The 18,073-nt window shown below is 73.4% G+C and carries 18 protein-coding genes; 7 read left to right on the top strand and 11 right to left on the bottom strand.

Annotation, left to right across the window (positions count from 1 at the left end):
- Positions 1-12: 12 nt before the first annotated feature.
- Positions 13-675: a lysoplasmalogenase gene (locus OHA37_RS30230; protein ID WP_266913212.1), complete on the bottom strand. Its 663-nt coding sequence runs from the start codon at positions 673-675 to the stop codon at positions 13-15.
- Between the two features lie 59 nt (positions 676-734).
- The gene (locus OHA37_RS30225; RefSeq protein ID WP_266909803.1) at positions 735-1,628 is read right to left on the bottom strand and encodes a sterol desaturase family protein; all 894 of its coding nucleotides are present in this window, start codon (positions 1,626-1,628) and stop codon (positions 735-737) included.
- Between the two features lie 127 nt (positions 1,629-1,755).
- On the opposite strand from OHA37_RS30225, the gene OHA37_RS30220 reads away from it, so the two are divergent.
- Positions 1,756-4,773 carry an NACHT domain-containing protein gene (locus tag OHA37_RS30220; protein ID WP_266909801.1) on the top strand — a complete coding sequence of 1,006 codons (3,018 nt, stop codon included), beginning with the start codon at positions 1,756-1,758 and terminating at the stop codon, positions 4,771-4,773.
- 118 nt (positions 4,774-4,891) lie between these two features.
- Here the strand turns inward: OHA37_RS30220 and OHA37_RS30215 are convergent, their stop codons facing one another.
- Genes OHA37_RS30215 through OHA37_RS30200 form a run of 4 tightly spaced genes read right to left on the bottom strand, consistent with a single transcriptional unit; the run spans position 4,892 to position 9,092 of the window.
- The gene (locus OHA37_RS30215) at positions 4,892-6,115 is read right to left on the bottom strand and encodes an amidohydrolase family protein (protein WP_266909799.1); all 1,224 of its coding nucleotides are present in this window, start codon (positions 6,113-6,115) and stop codon (positions 4,892-4,894) included.
- Entirely contained in the window at positions 6,112-7,398 is a 1,287-nt protein-coding gene (locus OHA37_RS30210; protein ID WP_266909797.1) for an amidohydrolase family protein, read from the bottom strand. Before OHA37_RS30210 ends, OHA37_RS30215 begins: the two co-directional genes overlap by 4 nt.
- 12 nt (positions 7,399-7,410) lie before the next feature.
- Positions 7,411-8,295 (bottom strand): SDR family NAD(P)-dependent oxidoreductase, encoded by an 885-nt coding sequence (locus tag OHA37_RS30205; protein ID WP_266909795.1) that lies wholly within the window; start codon positions 8,293-8,295, stop codon positions 7,411-7,413.
- On the bottom strand, positions 8,295-9,092 hold the full coding sequence (locus OHA37_RS30200; RefSeq protein ID WP_266909793.1) for an acetoacetate decarboxylase family protein: 798 nt from the start codon (positions 9,090-9,092) through the stop codon (positions 8,295-8,297). Before OHA37_RS30200 ends, OHA37_RS30205 begins: the two co-directional genes overlap by 1 nt.
- A 156-nt stretch (positions 9,093-9,248) precedes the next feature.
- Between OHA37_RS30200 and OHA37_RS30195 the strand changes: the two genes are divergently transcribed.
- The 6 genes from OHA37_RS30195 (at position 9,249) to OHA37_RS30170 (ending at position 15,752) form a co-directional block, all read left to right on the top strand.
- Positions 9,249-9,881 (top strand): TetR/AcrR family transcriptional regulator, encoded by a 633-nt coding sequence (locus tag OHA37_RS30195; RefSeq protein WP_266909791.1) that lies wholly within the window; start codon positions 9,249-9,251, stop codon positions 9,879-9,881.
- 152 nt (positions 9,882-10,033) lie between these two features.
- Positions 10,034-12,625, top strand: coding sequence for an MXAN_6230/SCO0854 family RING domain-containing protein (locus tag OHA37_RS30190; protein ID WP_266909789.1), 2,592 nt, complete (start codon positions 10,034-10,036; stop codon positions 12,623-12,625).
- A gap of 103 nt (positions 12,626-12,728) precedes the next feature.
- The gene (locus tag OHA37_RS30185) at positions 12,729-13,703 is read left to right on the top strand and encodes a DEDDh family exonuclease (RefSeq protein WP_266909787.1); all 975 of its coding nucleotides are present in this window, start codon (positions 12,729-12,731) and stop codon (positions 13,701-13,703) included.
- Between the two features lie 148 nt (positions 13,704-13,851).
- Positions 13,852-14,085 carry a hypothetical protein gene (locus OHA37_RS30180; RefSeq protein ID WP_112453882.1) on the top strand — a complete coding sequence of 78 codons (234 nt, stop codon included), beginning with the start codon at positions 13,852-13,854 and terminating at the stop codon, positions 14,083-14,085.
- Positions 14,086-14,189: 104 nt separating this feature from the next.
- On the top strand, positions 14,190-14,987 hold the full coding sequence (locus OHA37_RS30175) for an SURF1 family cytochrome oxidase biogenesis protein (RefSeq protein ID WP_266909785.1): 798 nt from the start codon (positions 14,190-14,192) through the stop codon (positions 14,985-14,987).
- A gap of 9 nt (positions 14,988-14,996) precedes the next feature.
- Complete coding sequence (locus tag OHA37_RS30170; protein WP_266909783.1) at positions 14,997-15,752, top strand: SDR family oxidoreductase; 756 nt, start codon at positions 14,997-14,999, stop codon at positions 15,750-15,752.
- Between the two features lie 21 nt (positions 15,753-15,773).
- Here the strand turns inward: OHA37_RS30170 and OHA37_RS30165 are convergent, their stop codons facing one another.
- Genes OHA37_RS30165 through OHA37_RS30145 form a run of 5 tightly spaced genes read right to left on the bottom strand, consistent with a single transcriptional unit; the run spans position 15,774 to position 17,880 of the window.
- Positions 15,774-16,322, bottom strand: coding sequence for an alkaline shock response membrane anchor protein AmaP (locus OHA37_RS30165; protein ID WP_266909781.1), 549 nt, complete (start codon positions 16,320-16,322; stop codon positions 15,774-15,776).
- Positions 16,319-16,849, bottom strand: coding sequence for a DUF6286 domain-containing protein (locus tag OHA37_RS30160; RefSeq protein ID WP_266909779.1), 531 nt, complete (start codon positions 16,847-16,849; stop codon positions 16,319-16,321). The genes OHA37_RS30165 and OHA37_RS30160 overlap by 4 nt, the downstream gene beginning before the upstream one ends.
- Positions 16,846-17,208: a hypothetical protein gene (locus tag OHA37_RS30155; RefSeq protein ID WP_266909777.1), complete on the bottom strand. Its 363-nt coding sequence runs from the start codon at positions 17,206-17,208 to the stop codon at positions 16,846-16,848. Before OHA37_RS30155 ends, OHA37_RS30160 begins: the two co-directional genes overlap by 4 nt.
- Positions 17,205-17,435 (bottom strand): hypothetical protein, encoded by a 231-nt coding sequence (locus OHA37_RS30150; RefSeq protein WP_266909775.1) that lies wholly within the window; start codon positions 17,433-17,435, stop codon positions 17,205-17,207. Before OHA37_RS30150 ends, OHA37_RS30155 begins: the two co-directional genes overlap by 4 nt.
- Positions 17,436-17,445: 10 nt before the next feature.
- A complete protein-coding gene (locus tag OHA37_RS30145; protein WP_266909773.1) occupies positions 17,446-17,880 on the bottom strand; it encodes an Asp23/Gls24 family envelope stress response protein in 435 nt (144 codons plus the stop codon).
- Between the last annotated feature and the right edge of the window lie 193 nt (positions 17,881-18,073).

Raw genomic sequence — 18,073 nt, 5'->3', positions numbered from 1 at the left:
GCAATCCTCCGGCTAGGAAATGGTTGAGCCCTGTAGGGCCTCCCTACCGTACGCCCGCTGCGCCGCGAGTGCTCCCGTGGCCAGCAGGTACTGGGCCGCCACGTAGGTGGCCATGACCCAGAAGTCCGGACGGGGCAGCTGGGGCCACTCGGCGACCCCGGTGGCGATGAGCGTGTCGGAGAGCAGGAACAGGGCCCCGCCGAGCCCGGCCCGCCGTCCCAGGGCGCTGGAGCGGTAGGCCATGGCGGTCAGCAGCAGGCTGTACCCGGCGACCGGGATGCGCAGCTCCGCGGGCAGGTCGCCCCAGAGCAGGGTGACGGTGGACAGCAGCGCGGCGGCGTACGCGGCCCCGAGCAGGGGGCCCGTACGGCGGCGGCCGAAGAGCGCGAGATAGCAGACGTGCCCGGCGGCGAAGGAGCCCATGCCGATCAGGAAGGCCACATCGGCGTCGAAGAGCAGGGCCAGGTCCCCGCCCCAGCCGAACAGCAGGGCCGCGATCAGCAGCTTGGGGGCGCGCAGGGTGATCACGTAGGCGACGAGCAGCGGCATCAGCAGCGGCTTGGCGATGAGGTGCCCGGTGTGCCAGCCCGCCAGCAGCGACCCGAGGTCCAGGGCGGTGGCGGCGGCGAAGGCGACGAGCAGCGCCTTCGTGGCGAAGCCGGAGCCCGGGGGGATGGCGGGGCGCGCCCAGGCGGGCGTACGGGACCCCGCGCGCTCGGTGGATCCGGTGGCGCTCACGCGGCGTGCTCCGGGGCGGGGGCGGGCGCGGGCGCCTCGGCCGGGGCGGTCTGCGCCGTCTGCGCGGGCTGCCAGCCGGGGCCGCGGAAGACGCGTCCGGCGCGCTCGCGCCAGGTGGTGGCCCCGCGGACGTCGCGGGCGATGGAGGCGTACTCGTGGGTGGCGACGCGCAGCGGGTTGTAGGTGCCGATGTTCTTGGTGAGGCCGAAGACGGGCTTGTCGGTCTCACCGACCCAGGAGCCGAACATCCGGTCCCAGACGATCAGGATGCCGCCGAAGTTCCGGTCCAGGTAGCCGCCTTGGGAGGCGTGGTGGACGCGGTGGTGGGAGGGGGAGTTGAAGACGTACTCGATCGGCCGGGGCAGTTTGTCGATGCGCTCGGTGTGGATCCAGAACTGGTAGACGAGGTTGACCGAGTAGCAGAAGGCGATGGCGGCCGGGTGCACGCCCAGCGCGATCATCGGGAGGTAGAACGGCCAGGAGGTGGCGCTGGTCCAGGGCTGGCGCAGGGCGGTGGTGAGGTTGAACTTGCGGCTGCTGTGGTGGACGACGTGGCAGGCCCACAGGATCCGGATGACGTGGTGGCCTCGGTGCTGCCAGTAGTAGAGGAAGTCCTGGGCGAGCAGCATCAGCGGGATGGTCCACCACAGGACGGGGACGCGCAGCGGGGTGAGCTCGTAGACGGCGGTGTAGATCGCGACGATCGGGATCTTCCAGAGGAAGTCGAAGCCGAGGCTGCCGATCCCCATGCCGAGGCTGGTGACGGCGTCCTTGGTCTCGTATCCGGCGGCGTCCTCGTCGGGATGGATGCGGTAGCTCACCAGCTCGATGACGGTGAGCAGGACAAAGGCGGGTATGGACCACAGCACGACATCGGGCAGGTTCGGCATGTCCGCACCATAGAGGCGGGTTCGGGGGCTCGGCTAGTGGTTGTTACCGATCGGTATCCATCGGTGTTACCGACGGTTCACGAGATGCTTCCGGGTGCGGGTGTCCGGGCAAGGGGAGGGCATGGGGATGACTGACTCAGGGGCGGGCTTCGGGGCCGCGGCCTTAAGGACGGCCGAGGCGGTGGCACTGGCCCTGGCGAAGTCCCGGCCGGGCCCGGCGCGCCGGCTCAGGCCGGCGAAACCGGGCGATCCCGCGGTACGGCGCCTCGCGCACGAGCTGGCGGGCCGGCTGACCGGGGCGGCCCCGGAACTCGCCGAGCCCGACCGACTGGCGGCGGTGACCGCCCTCGGCGAGGTGTTCGCCGCGCTGGGCCCGAGGGAGGCCCGCGCCCTCTTCTCGGCGGACCCCGGCCCGGGCCCCCTGGACGATCCCCCGGCGGACGCCTCCTTGAGCCCCGCGGCGGCGACGGCCTACCGGGAGCTGTTCGCCCTGTGCCGCGCGGCGGGCGGAACGGGCCCGCAGGACCCGGCCGGCGGGAGCGGGGGCGGGAGCGCCGGAAGCGGGAGCGCGGCCGACCGGGCGGCGCGGTTCGAGGAGGAGTACGCGCACCACGTGGCCCGGGCCCAGGCGCGGGTCCAGCTGTTCGGGCTGACCTTCAGCCAGGACCGCCAGGACTGGCCCCTGGACCTCGCCTACATCAGCCTCGCCGTCAGCGGCGCGCAGCTCCTGGAAGAGCCCGGCCCGCAGACCCCGGTCAAGGCCGAGGTGGCCCTGAACTCCGCGGAGCGGGTCCTGCTGCGCGGCCCGGCCGGCTCGGGCAAGAGCACCCTCGTCCAGTGGCTGGCCCTGAACGCCGCCCGCAGCAGTTTCGGCCCCCAGCTGCGCGACTGGAACGCCCTGATCCCCTTCGTCCTGCCGCTGCGCTCCTTCAACTCCCCCGCCGGGCTCCCCCGGCCCGGGGACTGGCTGACCGCGACCGGGGTCCCGCTGACGGCCCCGGAGGGCTGGGTCGAGCAGCTCCTCTCCGCCGGGCGGGCGCTGGTGCTGGTCGACGGGGTCGACGAGGTGCCGCCGCGGCTGCGCAGCCGGACCGAGTCCTGGCTCCGGGAGCTGCTCACCGCGTACCCGGCGGCCCGCTTCGTGGTCACCACCCGCCCCTCGGCCGTACCGGAGGACTGGCTCACCGCCCAGGGCTTCTCCTCGCTGGCCCTGCTGCCGATGGAACGCGACGACGTCGGCGCCTTCATCACGCACTGGCACGACTCCGCCCGCGCGGAAGCCGACGGCGAGGGCGCCGGCCGGGAGCGCGAGCTGCTCGACCGGTACGAGAAGGCGCTCCTCCAGGCCGTCGCCACCCGCCGGGACCTGGGCCGGCTCGCGACGAACCCCCTGATGTGCGCGCTGCTGTGCGCCCTGAACCGGGACCGCCGGATGCACCTGCCCCGGGCCCGCAAGGAGCTCTACGACGCGGCGCTCGACATGCTCCTGATCCGCCGCGACAGCGAACGGGACATCTCCGGGGTCGAGGGCGTCTACCTCAGCCGGGACGAGCAGACCCTGCTGCTCCAGCGGCTCGCCTACTGGCTGATCCGCAACGGGCAGGTGGAGGCCTCCGCCGAGGAGGCGATCCGGATGATCGCCGAATCGCTCGACGCCATGCCGCAGGTCAAGGCGCAGGGCAGCGCGCAGACGGTGTTCCGGCACCTGCTGATCCGCAGCGGGCTGCTCCGGGAGCCGGTACCGGGCTCGGTGCTGTTCGTCCACCGCACCTTCCAGGACTACCTCGGCGCCAAGGCGGCCGTGGAGGCACGGGACTTCGGCGTCCTGGTGCGCAACGCCCACGAGGACACCTGGGACAACGTGGTCCGGATGGCCGTGGGGCACGCCCGCCCGGACGAACGCGCATCGCTGCTGCGGCAGTTGCTGCACCGCGCCGACCAGGTGGAAGCCGACCGCAGCCGCCTGGTGCTGCTCGCGGCCGCCTGTCTGGAGCACGCGCCGGAGCTGGACCCGGAGGTCTGGCGCGAGGTGGAGGCGCGTACGGCCCGGCTGCTGCCGCCGCGTTCCCCGAGCCAGGCCGGGGAGCTGGCCAAGGCGGGCGAGCTGGTCCTGGAGCTGCTGCCGGAGCCGGCCGGGCTCACCGAGGACGAGGCCGCCGCGACGATCCGTACCGCGGCGCTGGTCGGCGGCGACCGGGCCCTGCAGGTGATCGCGGGCTTCCGGACCGACGACCGGTACGAGGTGGGGCGCGAACTGTCCGACGCCTGGGGGCGGTTCCCCGTGGACGCCTACGTGGACACGGTGCTCGCCGACGCCCCCATGCGCGCGGCCCACCTGCACGTGCGCACCGCCGGACAGCTGCGGGCCCTGGACCGGCTCCCGCACGTCAACCGCCTGCACGTCACCTGGGACGGGCCGGTGCCGCGGGAGATCTCCGGGCGGCGGGACCTGGAGTCGCTGATCCTGCACCGCAACGCACGGCTGTCCGACCTGTCCCCGCTGGCCGGCCGGTCGCAGCTGCGGCACCTGGGCGTCCTGGACTGCCCGAAGGTCACCGGGATCGAGGTGGTGTCCGAACTGCGGGCGGACAGCCTCGCCTTCGGGTACCTGCGGGACGACCTCTCGCTGGCCCCGCTGGCGGGAGCGGCCGGTCTGCGCTCGCTCGTCATCGGCTTCGAGCCGGAGCAGCGGCGGATCGGGGACGTGCCCGCCGCGGACTCGCTGACCGCGCTGCACCTGTGGCAGGGCGCCCGCCGGATGACCCTCGACGGGATCGAGCGGTGGCCGCTGGTGGAGAAGCTGACGGTCGCCGGGAGCGGCCAGTACCGGCAGCTGGTGCGCTCGCTGCCGCTCAGGGGGCTGACAGCCCTGCAGATCCGGCACGCCGCGCCCATTTCGGCCGGGGCGCTCCTGCCGTACGAACGCCTCGGCCGGCTCGTGCTGATCCGGTGCGCGCTGGAGGGCACCCTGGAGGCGCTGCGCGATGTCCCGGCGCTGCGCCGGCTGGTGCTGAGCGAGTGCCTGGGGACCGTGGACCTGTCCCCGCTCGCCCCCTTGGCGGAGCTGGTGATCGAGCTGCGCCGGGGCACGCACGTCACCGGGGCGGAGCTGATCCCGCCGGAGCGGCTCGTCCGCAGGGACTGAACCGCTCCGGCGGGACCGGGGAGCCCGGGGGGCCGGCCGGAGCGCCGGCAGCACCCGTGGCGCCCGGGGCCGCCGGGTCAGGCGGCCGCGTGGCTACGGGGCGTCTGCGCGATGCCCGTCACCAGACCCGGACCGAGCCCCCGCGGGCGAAGGCCGGGCTGGTGGCTCCCGCCGGAACCTCCGTCAGGGGCTGCGCCACCTCCGAGACGAGGGGGCCGTGCTTGGCGGCCACCGCGTCGAGGAGGGCGAGGTCGAAGCCGTACACCCGGGCGGCGTTGCCGCCGACCATGGCGGCGACCTCCTCGCGGGGCAGGCCCGCGTAGGCGATGCGCAGGCCTTCGCGGGAGTAGGGCGTGGTGCCCTCGTCGTGGGGGTAGTCGCTGCCCCACATGATCTTGTCGAGGCCGATCCGGTCCCGCAGCGGGACCTCGTGGGGGCGCATGAAGCTCGCTCCCACGAAGCAGTTCTCCCGCCAGACCTCGCTCGGCCCCTTGCCCATGGACTCCGCCAGCCCGGCCCCGAACTTGGCCTCGGCGGTGGCCGAGGCCGCCACCAGGCGGCCGTGGTAGTAGTCCAGCATCTCGATCACGCCCGGTATCCAGCCGGAGCCCTGCTCCGTGAGGACCAGTTTCAGCCCGGGGTTGCGGCGGAAGGCCCCGCCGAAGATGAGGTGCCACAGGGCCCGGTGGGAGAACCAGGTGGTCTCCACCATGAAGACGGCCCGCGCCGCCGGCTCGTCGCCCAGCGGCGGCGAGGCGGATCCGCCGTGGTGGTTGACCGGGACGTCCAGCTCGTCGCAGACGGCCCAGATCGGGTCGTAGGCCTGCGAGTAGAGCTCGGGAACGGTGGAGCCGGGCGAGACGCCGGGCAGCAGGATGCCGCCCGTCAGGCCCGCGTTGCGGGTGCGGCGGATCTCCGCGACCGCCGCGTCCACGTCGTTGAGCAGGATCTGGACCACGCCCGCCCGGCGGCCCGGCGCGTCCGCGCAGAAGTCCGCCAGCCACCGGTTGTGGGCCTGCAGCCCGGCCCAGCGCATCTCGTACTCGGCCGCCGTCGGGGGCTGGGCCATCAGCGAGGCCTTGGGGAAGAACGGCGGGATGGTGTTCGGGAAGAGCACCTCCGCGACGATCCCGTCGGCTTCGAGTTCGGTCAGGCGCCGCTGGGAGTTCCAGTTGCGGTCGGCCGTGTCCGCGAGGAGGTCCTCGTACGGGTTGACGTAGGTCGCGGCCCAGGCGTCGAACTCCTCGTGGTGGCGCTTCTCCAGGTACGGCTTGTAGTCCAGCAGGTCGGCGCCCGCGTGGCAGTCGGCGGAGATGACCGTGTAGCGGTCCTCGGAGCTCATGAGTTCACCCCCAGGACGGGGAAGTCGTTGTCGGTCAGCCAGTGCCGGCCCACGTCGCGCGAGCGCGACCAGGAGGCTTCGACGGCCGCCTGGTCCGCGCTCTGGCCGAGCTCGGCGGGGGTGGGGCCGATGCGGCGGGCGATCGGCGCGAGCTTCTCGGTGTCGAAGCCGAAGACGTCCGCCGCGGCCAGGCCCAGCATCCGGCGGGTCTCCTCGACGGGGATGTCGTGGAAGGTGTTCTTCAGCCAGTTCCGGGTGTTCGGCCAGGTCCCCTCGGGGTGCGGGAAGTCCGAGCCCCACAGGATGTTGTCCACGCCGATCTCGTAGCGCTGGGCGAGCTCGCGCCGCTTGGTGTTGGTGGCGCAGATGAACACCTGCCGGTCGAGGTACTCGCTCGGCGGCCGCTTCAGCTCCTCGAACGGCGAGAGCTTCTTGCCGCCGTGCGCGCCGAGGTAGAGCCGGTCCATGAACCAGAGCTGGTTCGGCAGCCACCAGCAGCCCGACTCGGCGACCCCGAACTTCAGCCCCGGGTGCCGCTCGAAGACCCCGGACCAGAGCAGGAACCACAGCGGGCGGGCCGGCCACCAGGTGACCTCGGAGACGAAGATGCCCAGGTGGTCGCCGTACTCGTGGCGCGGCGAGGAGCCCGAGTGGGTGACGATCGGCATCTGCGTCTCGGCCGCGGCCGCCCACACCGGGTCGTAACGCCGGTCGTGGTAGGGGGCCTTGTCCACCCACATGGCCGGGATCATCAGGGCGCCGAGCCCGGATGCCTTGGCGCGGTATATCTCGGCGACGACCTTGTCCGGTTCGCCGGTGATGGGCAGCAGGGCGACCCCGCAGTGCCGTTCGGGGTTCTCCGAGACGAACTCGGCGAGCCAGCGGTTGTGCGCCTGGGCTCCGGCCATGCCGAGCTCGGGGTCCTGGTCGCCGGAGAGGCCGAGGCCCACCCCGAAGGGGGCGGCGGTCTGGCTGTCCACGGCGTCGGCGTCGGGGAAGACGACTTCGGCGGCCACGCCGTCGCCGTCGAGTTCCTTCAGCCGCTGGGTGACGTCCCAGCCGCCCTTGAGGCCTTCCTCGTGGTCGTGGAACCACTTCTCGGCGAAGGCCTCGTTGCGCACGCCCAGCTTGGTGGCCTCGGCGCGGCGGGCGTCGCGTTCGCCGAGGAACTCGTCGAACTGCGGGTGGAAGGCGCTGTCCAGGTAGGGGCGGTACTGCTCGGTGGGCAGCCCCGCGTGGCAGTCGGAGGAGATGATCAGGTACGGGTCTTCGTACGCACTCACGATTGAGGCTCCTCAGTCGAGGATGAAGCTTTCCAGGTAGGCGGGGTTGGCGCGGTCGAGCATCGACTGCGACCGGGCGCGGATCTGCCGGTCGCTGTGCTCGCTGTCGGGCAGCATCCAGAAGCGGTCGGCGCGGATCCCGTCCACGACGTGGTCGGCGACGTCCTCGACCGGGGTGAAGTTCACCTCGTGGCCCGCCTGCTTCATGGCGGTCTCGTACTGGTCGAGGCTGCGGTACGGGGACTTGCGCGGGCGTTCCTTGGCGTAGCGGTCGGGCCGGTTGCGGTGCGACTCCCACAGGCCGGTGCGCAGCATGTGCGGTCCGGGGAAGAGCACGGAGGCGCCGATGGCCGCGCCCTCCGCCTTGAGGTGGGCGTAGAGCGACTCGGTCATGGTGACCACGGCCGCCTTGGTGACCGCGTAGACGGAGGCGGTGGGCAGCGGGGCGATGCCGCCGTCGCCGGAGGAGGTGTTGACGATGTGCCCGGGGCCGCCGCCCGCGATCATGCGGGGGACGAAGGCCTGGATGCCGTGGAAGACGCCCCAGACGTTGACGGAGAAGGCCCATTTCCAGTCGTTGGGCTCGTGCTCCCACATGCGGCCCTCGGCGCCCGAGCCGACGCCCGCGTTGTTGCAGAGCACGTGCACGGCGCCGAAGGTCTCGTACGCGGCGTCCGCGAGGGAGATCACGGAGTCGCGGTCGCTGACGTCGACGAGCTTGGCGAGCACCTCGGCGCCGTCGGCGGCGAGTTCGTCGGCGGCCTTGCGCAGGGCGCCCTCCTCCACGTCGGCGAGGACCACCTTCAGCCCCTCGGCGGCGAAGCGGCGGGCCATGGCGAGGCCGATGCCGCTGGCGGCTCCGGTGACCACGGCCACCTGTCCCGGTTCCAGTCGCATCAGACGCTCCCCTCGGGCGGTCCGTCGAGGATCTGCATCGGGTCGTCGTAGCGCTGGTGGATGTACGGGAGCAGGGCCTGGGCGCTGACCCGCTCGACGACCTTGCCCCGCTGGTCGGTGGTCTTCTCGCCGATGGTGAGCTCGACGAGGCGGCGTACGGGGAGGTCGGCGATGGGGTCGAACATCGACTCGCGGAGCACCACGTCGCCGGTGATGTGCTCCAGCTTGCGGACCTTCTCGTTGCGGGTGCAGTGCACCAGCACCGGATCGGCATCGAAGCCCGAACCGTCCACCGCGGGAAGGAACTTGAAGTAGAAGTCGGTCTTCACGGTGGGCTCGGGCAGCGGCAGCTCGCGGTCCACCGCGCCGCGCACCTCCACGAAGGCGATCCCGTGCCGGGCGAGCGAGGCGCTGACGACCAGGCCGTCGCGCTCGACGGTGATCTCGCCGAGCTTCTTCGGCTCGCCGAAGACCTCGCGGCCTCCGATCAGGGCGCGCTCCATGCTCATCGGCATGACCAGCGGGTACCAGCCCTCGACCCCGTCGTGCTGGGCGGCGACGGCCACCGAGCCGGCGCCGAGCGGGTAGCCGGGCAGGTCCACCTTGCTGATGTTGGCCCGCACCAGGGGCCGCTCCGTGGGCTTCAGCGGCGGCGGGAGCACCGCCGCCACCACGTCCGGGTCGGTCTCCCAGACGGCCACCACACCGGTGGACCAGATGTCGGGGAGCTTGGAACTCTTCTCGCGCGAAGCGGCGATCTCGGCCTCGGTGCGCGCTCCGTACCGTACGCGTGCCATCTATCGCACCATCCTTCGTCTAGGACGCAGTCGGTTCTGAGGCAGTCGGTTCTGACGCAATCGGTTCTGTAACACAGTTACACCGCCACCGATGAAGGGTAAAGACCCTTGCACGTAACCAATCTGACGGATCGACAGAAAGCTGGGACGGACACGATGGCCAGAACCACGCTGACCCGCGCGGAGGTACTGGACGCCGCCGCGTCCCTGGTCAAACAGCACGGCCCGGCCGCCCTCACCATGCGCAAGCTCGCCGCCGAGCTGGGCACCGCGGTGACCTCCATCTACTGGCACGTCGGCAACCGCGAATCACTGCTCGACGCCCTCGTGGAGCGGACCGTGGAGGAGGTGGGCGCCATCCGGCCGACCGGCCGCACCCCGGGCGACCGCATCCTCTCGGTGGCCCGGATCCTGCGCCGCGAGCTGCGCGAGCGCCCGCACCTGATCGCGATGGTCCACGAACGCGGCCTCACCGACCGGATGTTCCTCCCCGCCCAGCAGGCCCTGGTCCACGAGGTGCACGCGGCCGGCCTGCGCGGGGCCCGGGCCGCGGACGCGGTGCGCGCGATCCAGTTCCAGATCATCGGCTTCGTCCTGGTCGAGCGCAATCGTGAACGCTCCCCCGCCCAGTCCCCCGCCGAGAGCGAGCTCTGGGATCCGGCCGACGCCCCGCACGACCCGCCGCTGGCCCGCGCGCTGGCCCGGCCGGTGGATCCGGAACGGCTGTTCCTGCTGACCGTACGGGCGCTGGTGCGGGCCCTGTTGGCGCCCTCCGCCCCGCCGCGTTAAATCACTTTGCGGCGCTCCCCGCCCGTGGTTGTATCTGCTGCGCGGGGGCGGCTCCGCGACGTGCTTCCTTCTCATCCTCCTTCGAAAACCCGTAGCGCGTCCCCTCTCCGCCCCCGCCCACTTCTTCTCCCCGTTCCGGAGGAATCCCCCCTTTGCCCGAGCTGTCGACCGTCCTGCTGCGCCGTCTGCACACCGTCTACGTCGACCAGGCCGGGCCCCGCCCGGGCGATCCGCCGACAGCCGAGGGGCTCACGGCCCTGGAGGCCGAACTGCTCGACCGGGGCTTCGCCCTAACGGCTCCCCTGCGTTCGGCGCTCGCCTGGCTCGGACCCGCCGGACTCGCCGCCGCCGGCGCGCAGCTGATCGGGGACATCGACGTCCTGCTGGGGGCCGACCGCACCCACATGCCGCTGTTCCGCACCTTCCCCGCCTCGGTGCCGGACGATACGTACGCCCTGTGGGTCGACCGCGTCCTGACCCTCCTGCTGCAGTGGCCGGACCAGCCCTGCGTACTGTGCGCGACCGTAGGCAGCGTCCACCCCGTCGCGCCGTGCGCCCACCTCGTGTGCCGCACCTGCTGGGACGGCGCCGAATACGCCGGCTGCCCGATCTGCCACCGGCGGATCGACCCCGCGGACCCCTTCATGCGGCCCTCCCCGCGGCCGCCCGCCGAAGTACCCGCGGGCGGCGGCCCGCTGCGGCTGCTGAGCTTCTCCGCGGACCGCGCGGCCGACTCCGTCACCGCCCTCGGAAAGCTGCTCGCCCGCCGCACTCCCCTCTCCCCGCAGGACACCGAGGAGACCCGGGTGCTCCTCGCCCACGCACCGGCCGACCTCGGCTGGCTCCCGGAGTCGATTCCCGTGCGGGAGACCAAGGCGCTGGTGCTGGGCACCCTGCTGCGCGAGCGCCGCACGCGGGAGGCCGTACGGGCCCTGCTCCCCGGGTGGCTCACCACCGCCACCGACGTACTGCGGCTGCTCGCCGTGTGGTCGGGGGGCGAGGCCAACCTGCTGGAACCACCGCGCGTGCGCTCCCTGCCGCGCCCGCTGCGGCGCGAACTGCTCGCGGTCCTGGACGGGCTCGACCCGGCGGTGCTCGTCGAGGACGTGCTGCGCCACCCCGACCCCTGGAAGCGCGCCTGCGAGATCCTGCACCCCTTCGAGCGGTACGCGCACCACCCGCGCGCCGCGCTCGCCTTCGCCGTGCTGCGCGGGACCGACACCACCGGCACCGCGCTGGGCGCCGCCCTCCTCGCCTCGGCCGCCGCGTACCCGCAGGCCGTACGGGTCGACGGCGCCCGCATCCGGGCGGCCACCTGGAAGGGCCGCGCGGAAGAGGCCCTGCGCGGCGGGGATCCGGACCGCGCGCTCGCCGTACTGGCCGAGCGGCCCGGCGAACTCGTCCGGCGCCTCGACCACCTTCTGCGGCTCTACGCGGCCGACACCCTGCCCCCGCAGGTCGCCGAGGTGCTGGAGCGTCGGCTCCCGAAGGCCGGGCCCGGGCCGGTGCTGTCCGCGCTGGGAAGGCTCCGCATCCGCCATCTGCCGGGCACCCGGCGGGTGTTCTTCCCGCGCGGACAGGTCGCGCACTCGTTCACCCGGGACGAGGACCGGGCCCCGCTGGCCGAGGCGGTGACCCGTTCGGTCTCCGGGCTGTTCGAGGGCGAGGTGCTGCGCCGGCTGGCCGCGGCCGAGCCGTACGACCTGGCGGTGCTCGACTCGCGCCTCGCCCACCTGCACGTACCCGCCACCGAGCGGGCGGCGGCCAAGGCCCTGGTCACCGTGCCCAAGGGCAGCTTCCAGGCCCTGCCGGACGGCGAGGTGCTGCGCATGTTCCTGCACTGGATGGAGCCGCCGAAGAAGACGGTGGACCTGGACCTGTCGGTGGTGCTGTTCGATGCCGACTGGAACTACGCGGGCGTGTGCGACTTCACGCACCTCGTCTACGGGGACCGGGCCGTCGTCCACTCCGGGGACCTCACCTCGGCGCCCGCGCCCGCCGGTGCCAGCGAGTACGTGGACATCGACCTGGACCCGCTCGCCGACGCCGGTGTCCGCTTCGCCATGCCCGTGGTCTTCGCCTACAACAACATCCCCTTCGAGCTGCTGCCCGACGCCTTCGCCGGGTTCATGGCCCTGCCCTCCCGCGCCGGCCGCTCCTCCCGTTACGACCCGCGGACCGTGCGCCAGCGCTACGACCTGGTCGGCAATTCCCGGATCCACGTACCGCTGATCGTCGACCTCGAACGGCGCGGCTTCCTGTGGACCGATGTCCACCTCCCGGACGACGAGGGCTACCACAGCGTGGGGGCGCACCAGGAGGACCTGGCCAGGATCGGCCGCGACCTCTTCCAGTACTTCTCCACCGGGCGCACCACCCTGTGGGAGCTGGCGGGCTGGCACGCGGCCGCGCGCTGCCGCGAGGTCCTCGTCCTGCGCCGCACGCCCCGGCCGAGCGATCCCGACGAACTGTGGACCTACCGTCGGCGGACGGACGAGGACGCCGCCGCCTTCGCCGGCCGGCTGGTCGGCCTGCGCGACCCCGACGCCCGGCTGCCCTCCGCCGGGGTCGATGCCCTCGCGGGCACCGCGGCTTCGGGCCGTTCCGCGTTCCTCGCCCTGACGGACGGAGACGTCGCGCCGGCCGGAGCGCGCGGCAGCGTATACCGGCTGCTGCCGGGGCCCGTTGACGGCTGCGGACTCGAACGGCTCTCGGCGGGGGACCTCGTCGCCGCTCTGGGCTGACGGGCCCGAAGGCCCGGCCCGAAGGGTCCCGAGGACCGGCCGGAAGGCCCGGAGATGCCGCTCGGGACACGACTGTCCGTCGGGGCCGATATCCTCTGTGACCATGCTCGCCGACCGTACGACCGCAGAGACGATGTGGCCGACCGCGTACCCAGAGGGGTACGCGGTCGTCGACGTGGAGACCACCGGGCTCGCTCGCGACGACCGGATAATCTCCGCCGCCGTCTACCGGCTCGACGCTCAGGGCAATGTCGAGGACCACTGGTACACGCTGGTCAACCCGCTCCGGGACCCCGGGCCCGTGTGGATCCACGGTCTGACCAGCGACATGCTCCAGGACGCGCCGCTCTTCAAGGACATCGCCGAGGAGTTCGCGGGCCGGCTCGCCGACCGGGTGCTGGTCGCGCACAACGCGATCTTCGACTGGCAGATGATCGCCCGCGAGTACGCGCGGGCCGAGGCCACCGCTCCGGTGCGCCAGCGGCTGTGCACCATCGCCCTGTCGAAGGAACTGAACCTCCCGCTGCCCAACCACAAGCTGGAGTCGCTCGCCGCGCACTTCGGGGTGGTCCAGCAGCGCGCCCACCACGCGCTCGACGACGCCCGGGTCCTCGCGGAGGCCTTCCGTCCGTCCCTGCACGCGGCCGCGCGGGACAACGTACGGCTGCCCCTGCTGGAATGCCGGCCGCTGACGGAGTGGTCGGACACCCCGGCCGCCCCGCGCGTCGGGTACCAGGCCTCGTACGGAGCCGGCTCCAGCTGGCGGGCCTCGCGCAAGCGGCCGCCGTGCCCGTACCCGAACCCGGGCCGGTGGGCGGACGGCACGCCGCTCAAGCAGGGCATGCGGATCGCGTTCTCCGGCGACACCTCGGTGGACCGGGAGCTGCTGGAGGACCGCGCGGTGGAGGCGGGCCTGCACATCGCGACGAGCCTGTCCCGGCTCACCAGCCTGCTCGTGACGAACGACCCGGACTCCTCGACCTCCAAGACGGTGAAGGCGAAGTCCTTCGGAACCCCCGTCGTCGACGAGGCGGCCTTCACCCAGCTGCTGCGGGACGTGGCTCCGGCGCAGGACTGACCTCACGGGACCGACCACTCGGGACCGGCCACACGGGACCGGCCCAGGGGATGTCCGGGGGCCGCCCGTTGGGCCGGCCGGGTGCACGCTCGGCGACTCACCCCGGTGGATCTTGTTCCGGCGGTCCGCCCTGCGCAGCATGCCGCGCATGGCACGTTGCGAAGTCTGCGGGAACGATTACGGCATGTCCTTCGAAGTACACGCACAGGGTGCTGTGCACGTCTTCGACTGCTTCTCCTGCGCCATTCACCGCATGGCGCCCATCTGCGAGCACTGCCGGGTCCAGATCATCGGGCAGGGCGTCGAGGTCGAGGGACAGTGGTTCTGCGGAGGGCACTGCGCCCGCGCGGAGGGGAAGGTGGGCATCACCGACCGCGTCTGACTCCCGTCCCGTCCTCCCCTGTCTCCCCCTGCTCCCCCTCCGCCACGACCCCGGACGGCCACCCGGCCGCCGGGGTCCCCATCGCTGGGGGTACCGTCGTGGGCGTGTACCGCTTTGTGCTGACCCGGCAGTGGGTGTGCCTCACCCTCATCGCCCTCGCCCTGATCCCCGCGACGATCAGGCTGGGGTTCTGGCAGTTCCACCGCCATGAGCACCGGGTCGCGCAGAACGAGCTGATCGACGCGAACCTGCGGGCGAAGCCCGTCCCCATGACCGAGGTCACCTCCCCCGGCCACGTGGTCCCGCGCGCCGACTACTGGCGCGCCGTGACCGCCACCGGTACGTACGACCCCGCGCACGAGGTCGTCGTGCGCATGCGCACCGACAACGACGACAAGGTCGGCTTCCACGTCCTGACCCCGCTGGTCCTGGAAGACGGCCGGGTCGTGCTCGTCAACCGCGGCTGGGTCGCGGGCGGCGACGACCCGCGCGCCTACCCGCCGGTGCCGGCCGCGCCCACCGGCGAAGTGACGGTCACCGGGCGGCTGAAGGCCGACGAGACCAGCGGCGGCAGCGGCATCAAGGACCGCAAGGGCCTGCCGGACCGCCAGGTGATGCTGATCAACAGCGCCCGGCAGGCGCAGTACCTGGGCAAGCCCGTCCTCGGCGGCTACCTGGAACTCACCGCCCCGGTCCCGGCCGGCGGCGAACCCGAGGTGGTCGCCGAGCCCGACCACGACTCGATCGGGCCGCACATGGCGTACGCCGTGCAGTGGTGGCTGTTCACCCTGGCGGTGCCGGTGGGCTGGATCGTGCTCGTACGGCGCGAGAAGCGCGACCGCGAGGCGGCGGCCGCAGCCTCGGCCGAGGCTTCCGAGCGGGAGCCGGTGGCGACCGCGTAGCGTGTCGGCATGGATCTTGGACTGAAGGACCGTGTCTACGTCGTCACCGGCGCCACCAGGGGCCTCGGCTACGCTTCCGCCCGCGAACTGACCGCCGACGGCGCCAAGGTGGTGCTGACCGGCCGGGACGCGGGGCGCGCCGAGGCCGCCGCCAAGGCGCTGGGCTCGAACGCGGTCGGCGTGGCCGCCGACAACTCCGACCCCGGGGCCGCCTCCCGGCTCGTCGCCGCGGCCCGGGAGCACTTCGGCCGCCTCGACGGCATCCTCATCAGCGTCGGCGGCCCGGCGCCCGGTTCGGCGGCGGACAACACCGACGAGCAGTGGGCGGCCGCCTTCGAGTCGGTCTTCCTCGGCGCGGTCCGCCTCGCGCGGGCGGCGGCCGCCGAACTCTCCGACGGCGGGGTCATCGGCTTCGTCCTGTCGGGCTCCGTGCACGAGCCGATCCCGGGACTCACCATCTCCAACGGTCTGCGCCCCGGCCTGGCCGGCTTCGCGAAGTCCCTCTCCGTGGAGCTCGGCCCGCGCGGCATCCGGGTGGTCGGCCTGCTGCCCGCCCGCATCGACACCGACCGGGTCCGCGAGCTCGACGCCCTGTCCGGGGACGCGGCCGCCGCCCGGGCCCGCAACGAGTCCGGGATCCCGCTGCGGCGTTACGGCACCGCGGAGGAGTTCGGCCGCTCGGCCGCCTTCCTGCTGTCCCCGGCGGCCTCTTACCTGACCGGCGTCATGCTCCCGGTGGACGGCGGCTCCCGGCACGGCTTCTGAGCCGGCCGCCCCGGCTCCGCCTCACGTCACCCGCCGCGCCCGGCGGGGGGTGACGTGCAGGCGCGCCTCCGTCGGAAGGGCCGGCAGCGCCGCCGAGGCACGGGCCCGGCCGAGCACCGGGCCGGCGAGGGCCGCCAGTACGTCGGCCGGCACCGCGTGCGGCTCCAGCTCCAGGGCGACCCGCAGGGCCGGGGCCCCGCGCCGCCCCCGCAGCGTGACCCGGCACCGGGCCACACCCTCCACGGCCTCCCGGACATCGGCCTCGACGGCCTCCTCCAGCGCCCGCCCGCGCAGCACCGCGAACGCCCCGTCCCCGGTGTCCACGAGCACCTCCGCCAGCCGGGCCCGGCGCAGTTGGGACAGCAGCCACCACAGCGCCAGCAGTACGCAGGCCCCGAGTGCGGCGAGCACCACCCACCAGGGCGCCGGCCAGCCCCGCCCGTGCGGCGCCAGCAGGGGTTCGCGGCGGCCCTGGAACGGCCCGGACGCGGTCAGCACCGACGCCCCCGCCGCCAGCAGGACCAGGCCGAGCAGCGCGAGCAGGACCCGGTTCACCGTCCCGAGGGTCACCGGCGGCTCACCCGTACCTTCGGCCGCACCTCGTGGGCCAGCCCCAGCTCCGCGACGCCGACGGCCAGCACCGCGTCCAGGTCGGCCCGTACGTCGTCCAGTTCGCGGAAGTGGGACACGGCCCGGACCCCGATGCGCGACCGGCCCACGCCGACCCGCGCCGACCGCACCCCGGACACCTCCATGACCCGGTCGCGCAGCACCTGCGCGGCGGCCTTGCGTTCCAGTCCGCCCCGGACCTCCGGATGCGCCGAGCTCATCGGGAGGATCCCGCGCAGGCCCGGGGTGAGGGCGTACAGCAGCAGCGCGGCCCCGGCCGCGGCCAGAACTCCGCCGCCGATCAGCACGCCGGGGTCGGCCGGGGTGTGCCGCTCCAGCGCCCGGGAGAGCTCCTCGCGCCAGCGCATGCCGGGGCGGTGGGCCCGTACCGCCGCCAGGTCGTACAGGAACAGCCCCGCCACTGCGAGGACGGCGAACGCCCCCACCGCGGCCGGGAACCGCCGGGGCGACCGGAAGCGGGCGCTCACCGGACCCGCCGGTCCCGCCCGGTGGCGGGCCGCGCGGGGTGCAGGTGCTCGATGTCCAGGTCCACTTCGGGTACGGCCATCTCCGCGTACTCCTCGACGCGCAGGGCGACCTGACGGCGTACGGCCGCGCACTGGGCGGCGAGGTCGCAGGGGTAGGGGAGCTCCAGGGCCACCCGTACCCGGGCGATGTCGTGGTGGACGGTGACCGTGGCGTGCGGCGGGGCCGCGTCCGGGGCGGGCCGGGTCAGCGCCTCCCGGGCGGCCTGGGCGGCGATCTTCGCCACGACCCGGTCGGCGATCCGGGTGGCCCCGCGCTCGGCGGCGGGCACCCGGGGCGGGGTGGGGCGGGGGGTGCTCATCGGTCCCGGTCACGGTCGCGGTCGCGATCCCGGTCGCGGTCGCGGTCCCCGGGGCGGCCCCGGGGGCGGAAGAAGTCGCCCGGTTCCAGGTCCCCGTCGAGGAACCGGCCCACGACGAAGCCGATGGCGCCGAGGGCGGCCACCAGCAGGAAGGCCCCGAAGCCGCCGAAGTACCCGGCGAACCCCAGTGCCATGCCGGCCACCAGGCCGACGACCGCCATGCTCATGCGGACTCCTCTACTGCAGTCGGGACTCCGGCTCCTCGTCGTCCTCGTCCGGCAGCTTGACGTCGCTGACCGCGATGTTGACCTCGACGACTTCGAGGCCGGTCATCCGCTCCACCGCCGAGACGACGTTCTCACGGACGGCCCGGGCCACGTCCCGGATCGACACGCCGTAATCCACGACGATCTCCAGGTCGAGGGCGGTCTGCACCTCGCCGACCTCCGCCTTCACGCCCCGGCTGACGCTGGACTTGGCCCCGCCGGGGACGCGGTCGCGGACGGCGCCGAAGGTACGGGAGAGGCCGCTGCCGCTGCCCATGGCGTGGACGCCGACCACCTCGCGGGCGGCCAGGCCGGCGATCTTCTCGACCACGCCGTCGGCGATGCTCGTGCGGCCGCGGTCGGCGGGGGGCTTGGCGGTGCTCCCTGTGGCGGCGGATTCGGTCATCTCATATCCCCTTCGCGCGCGTACGGGCTCCCGACCCACGTTAAGGCGGCACCCCCGTCGGCGCCTGTCCCGACGCGGCCGGGCGGGCTCCGCTACGCGAGGCGAAGTCCCCTCCCCGCCCTTCCACCGTTCCCCGGGGCTGTGCCCCGGACCCCCTGGGGCTCCGCCCCAGACCCCGCGCCTCAAACGCCGG

It is taken from the genome of Streptomyces sp. NBC_00335 (assembly GCF_036127095.1).
In the GTDB taxonomy this organism is placed as follows: domain Bacteria; phylum Actinomycetota; class Actinomycetes; order Streptomycetales; family Streptomycetaceae; genus Streptomyces.
Note: the sequence above shows the minus strand (reverse complement) of the source record. Positions and strands in the feature narration are given on the sequence as shown.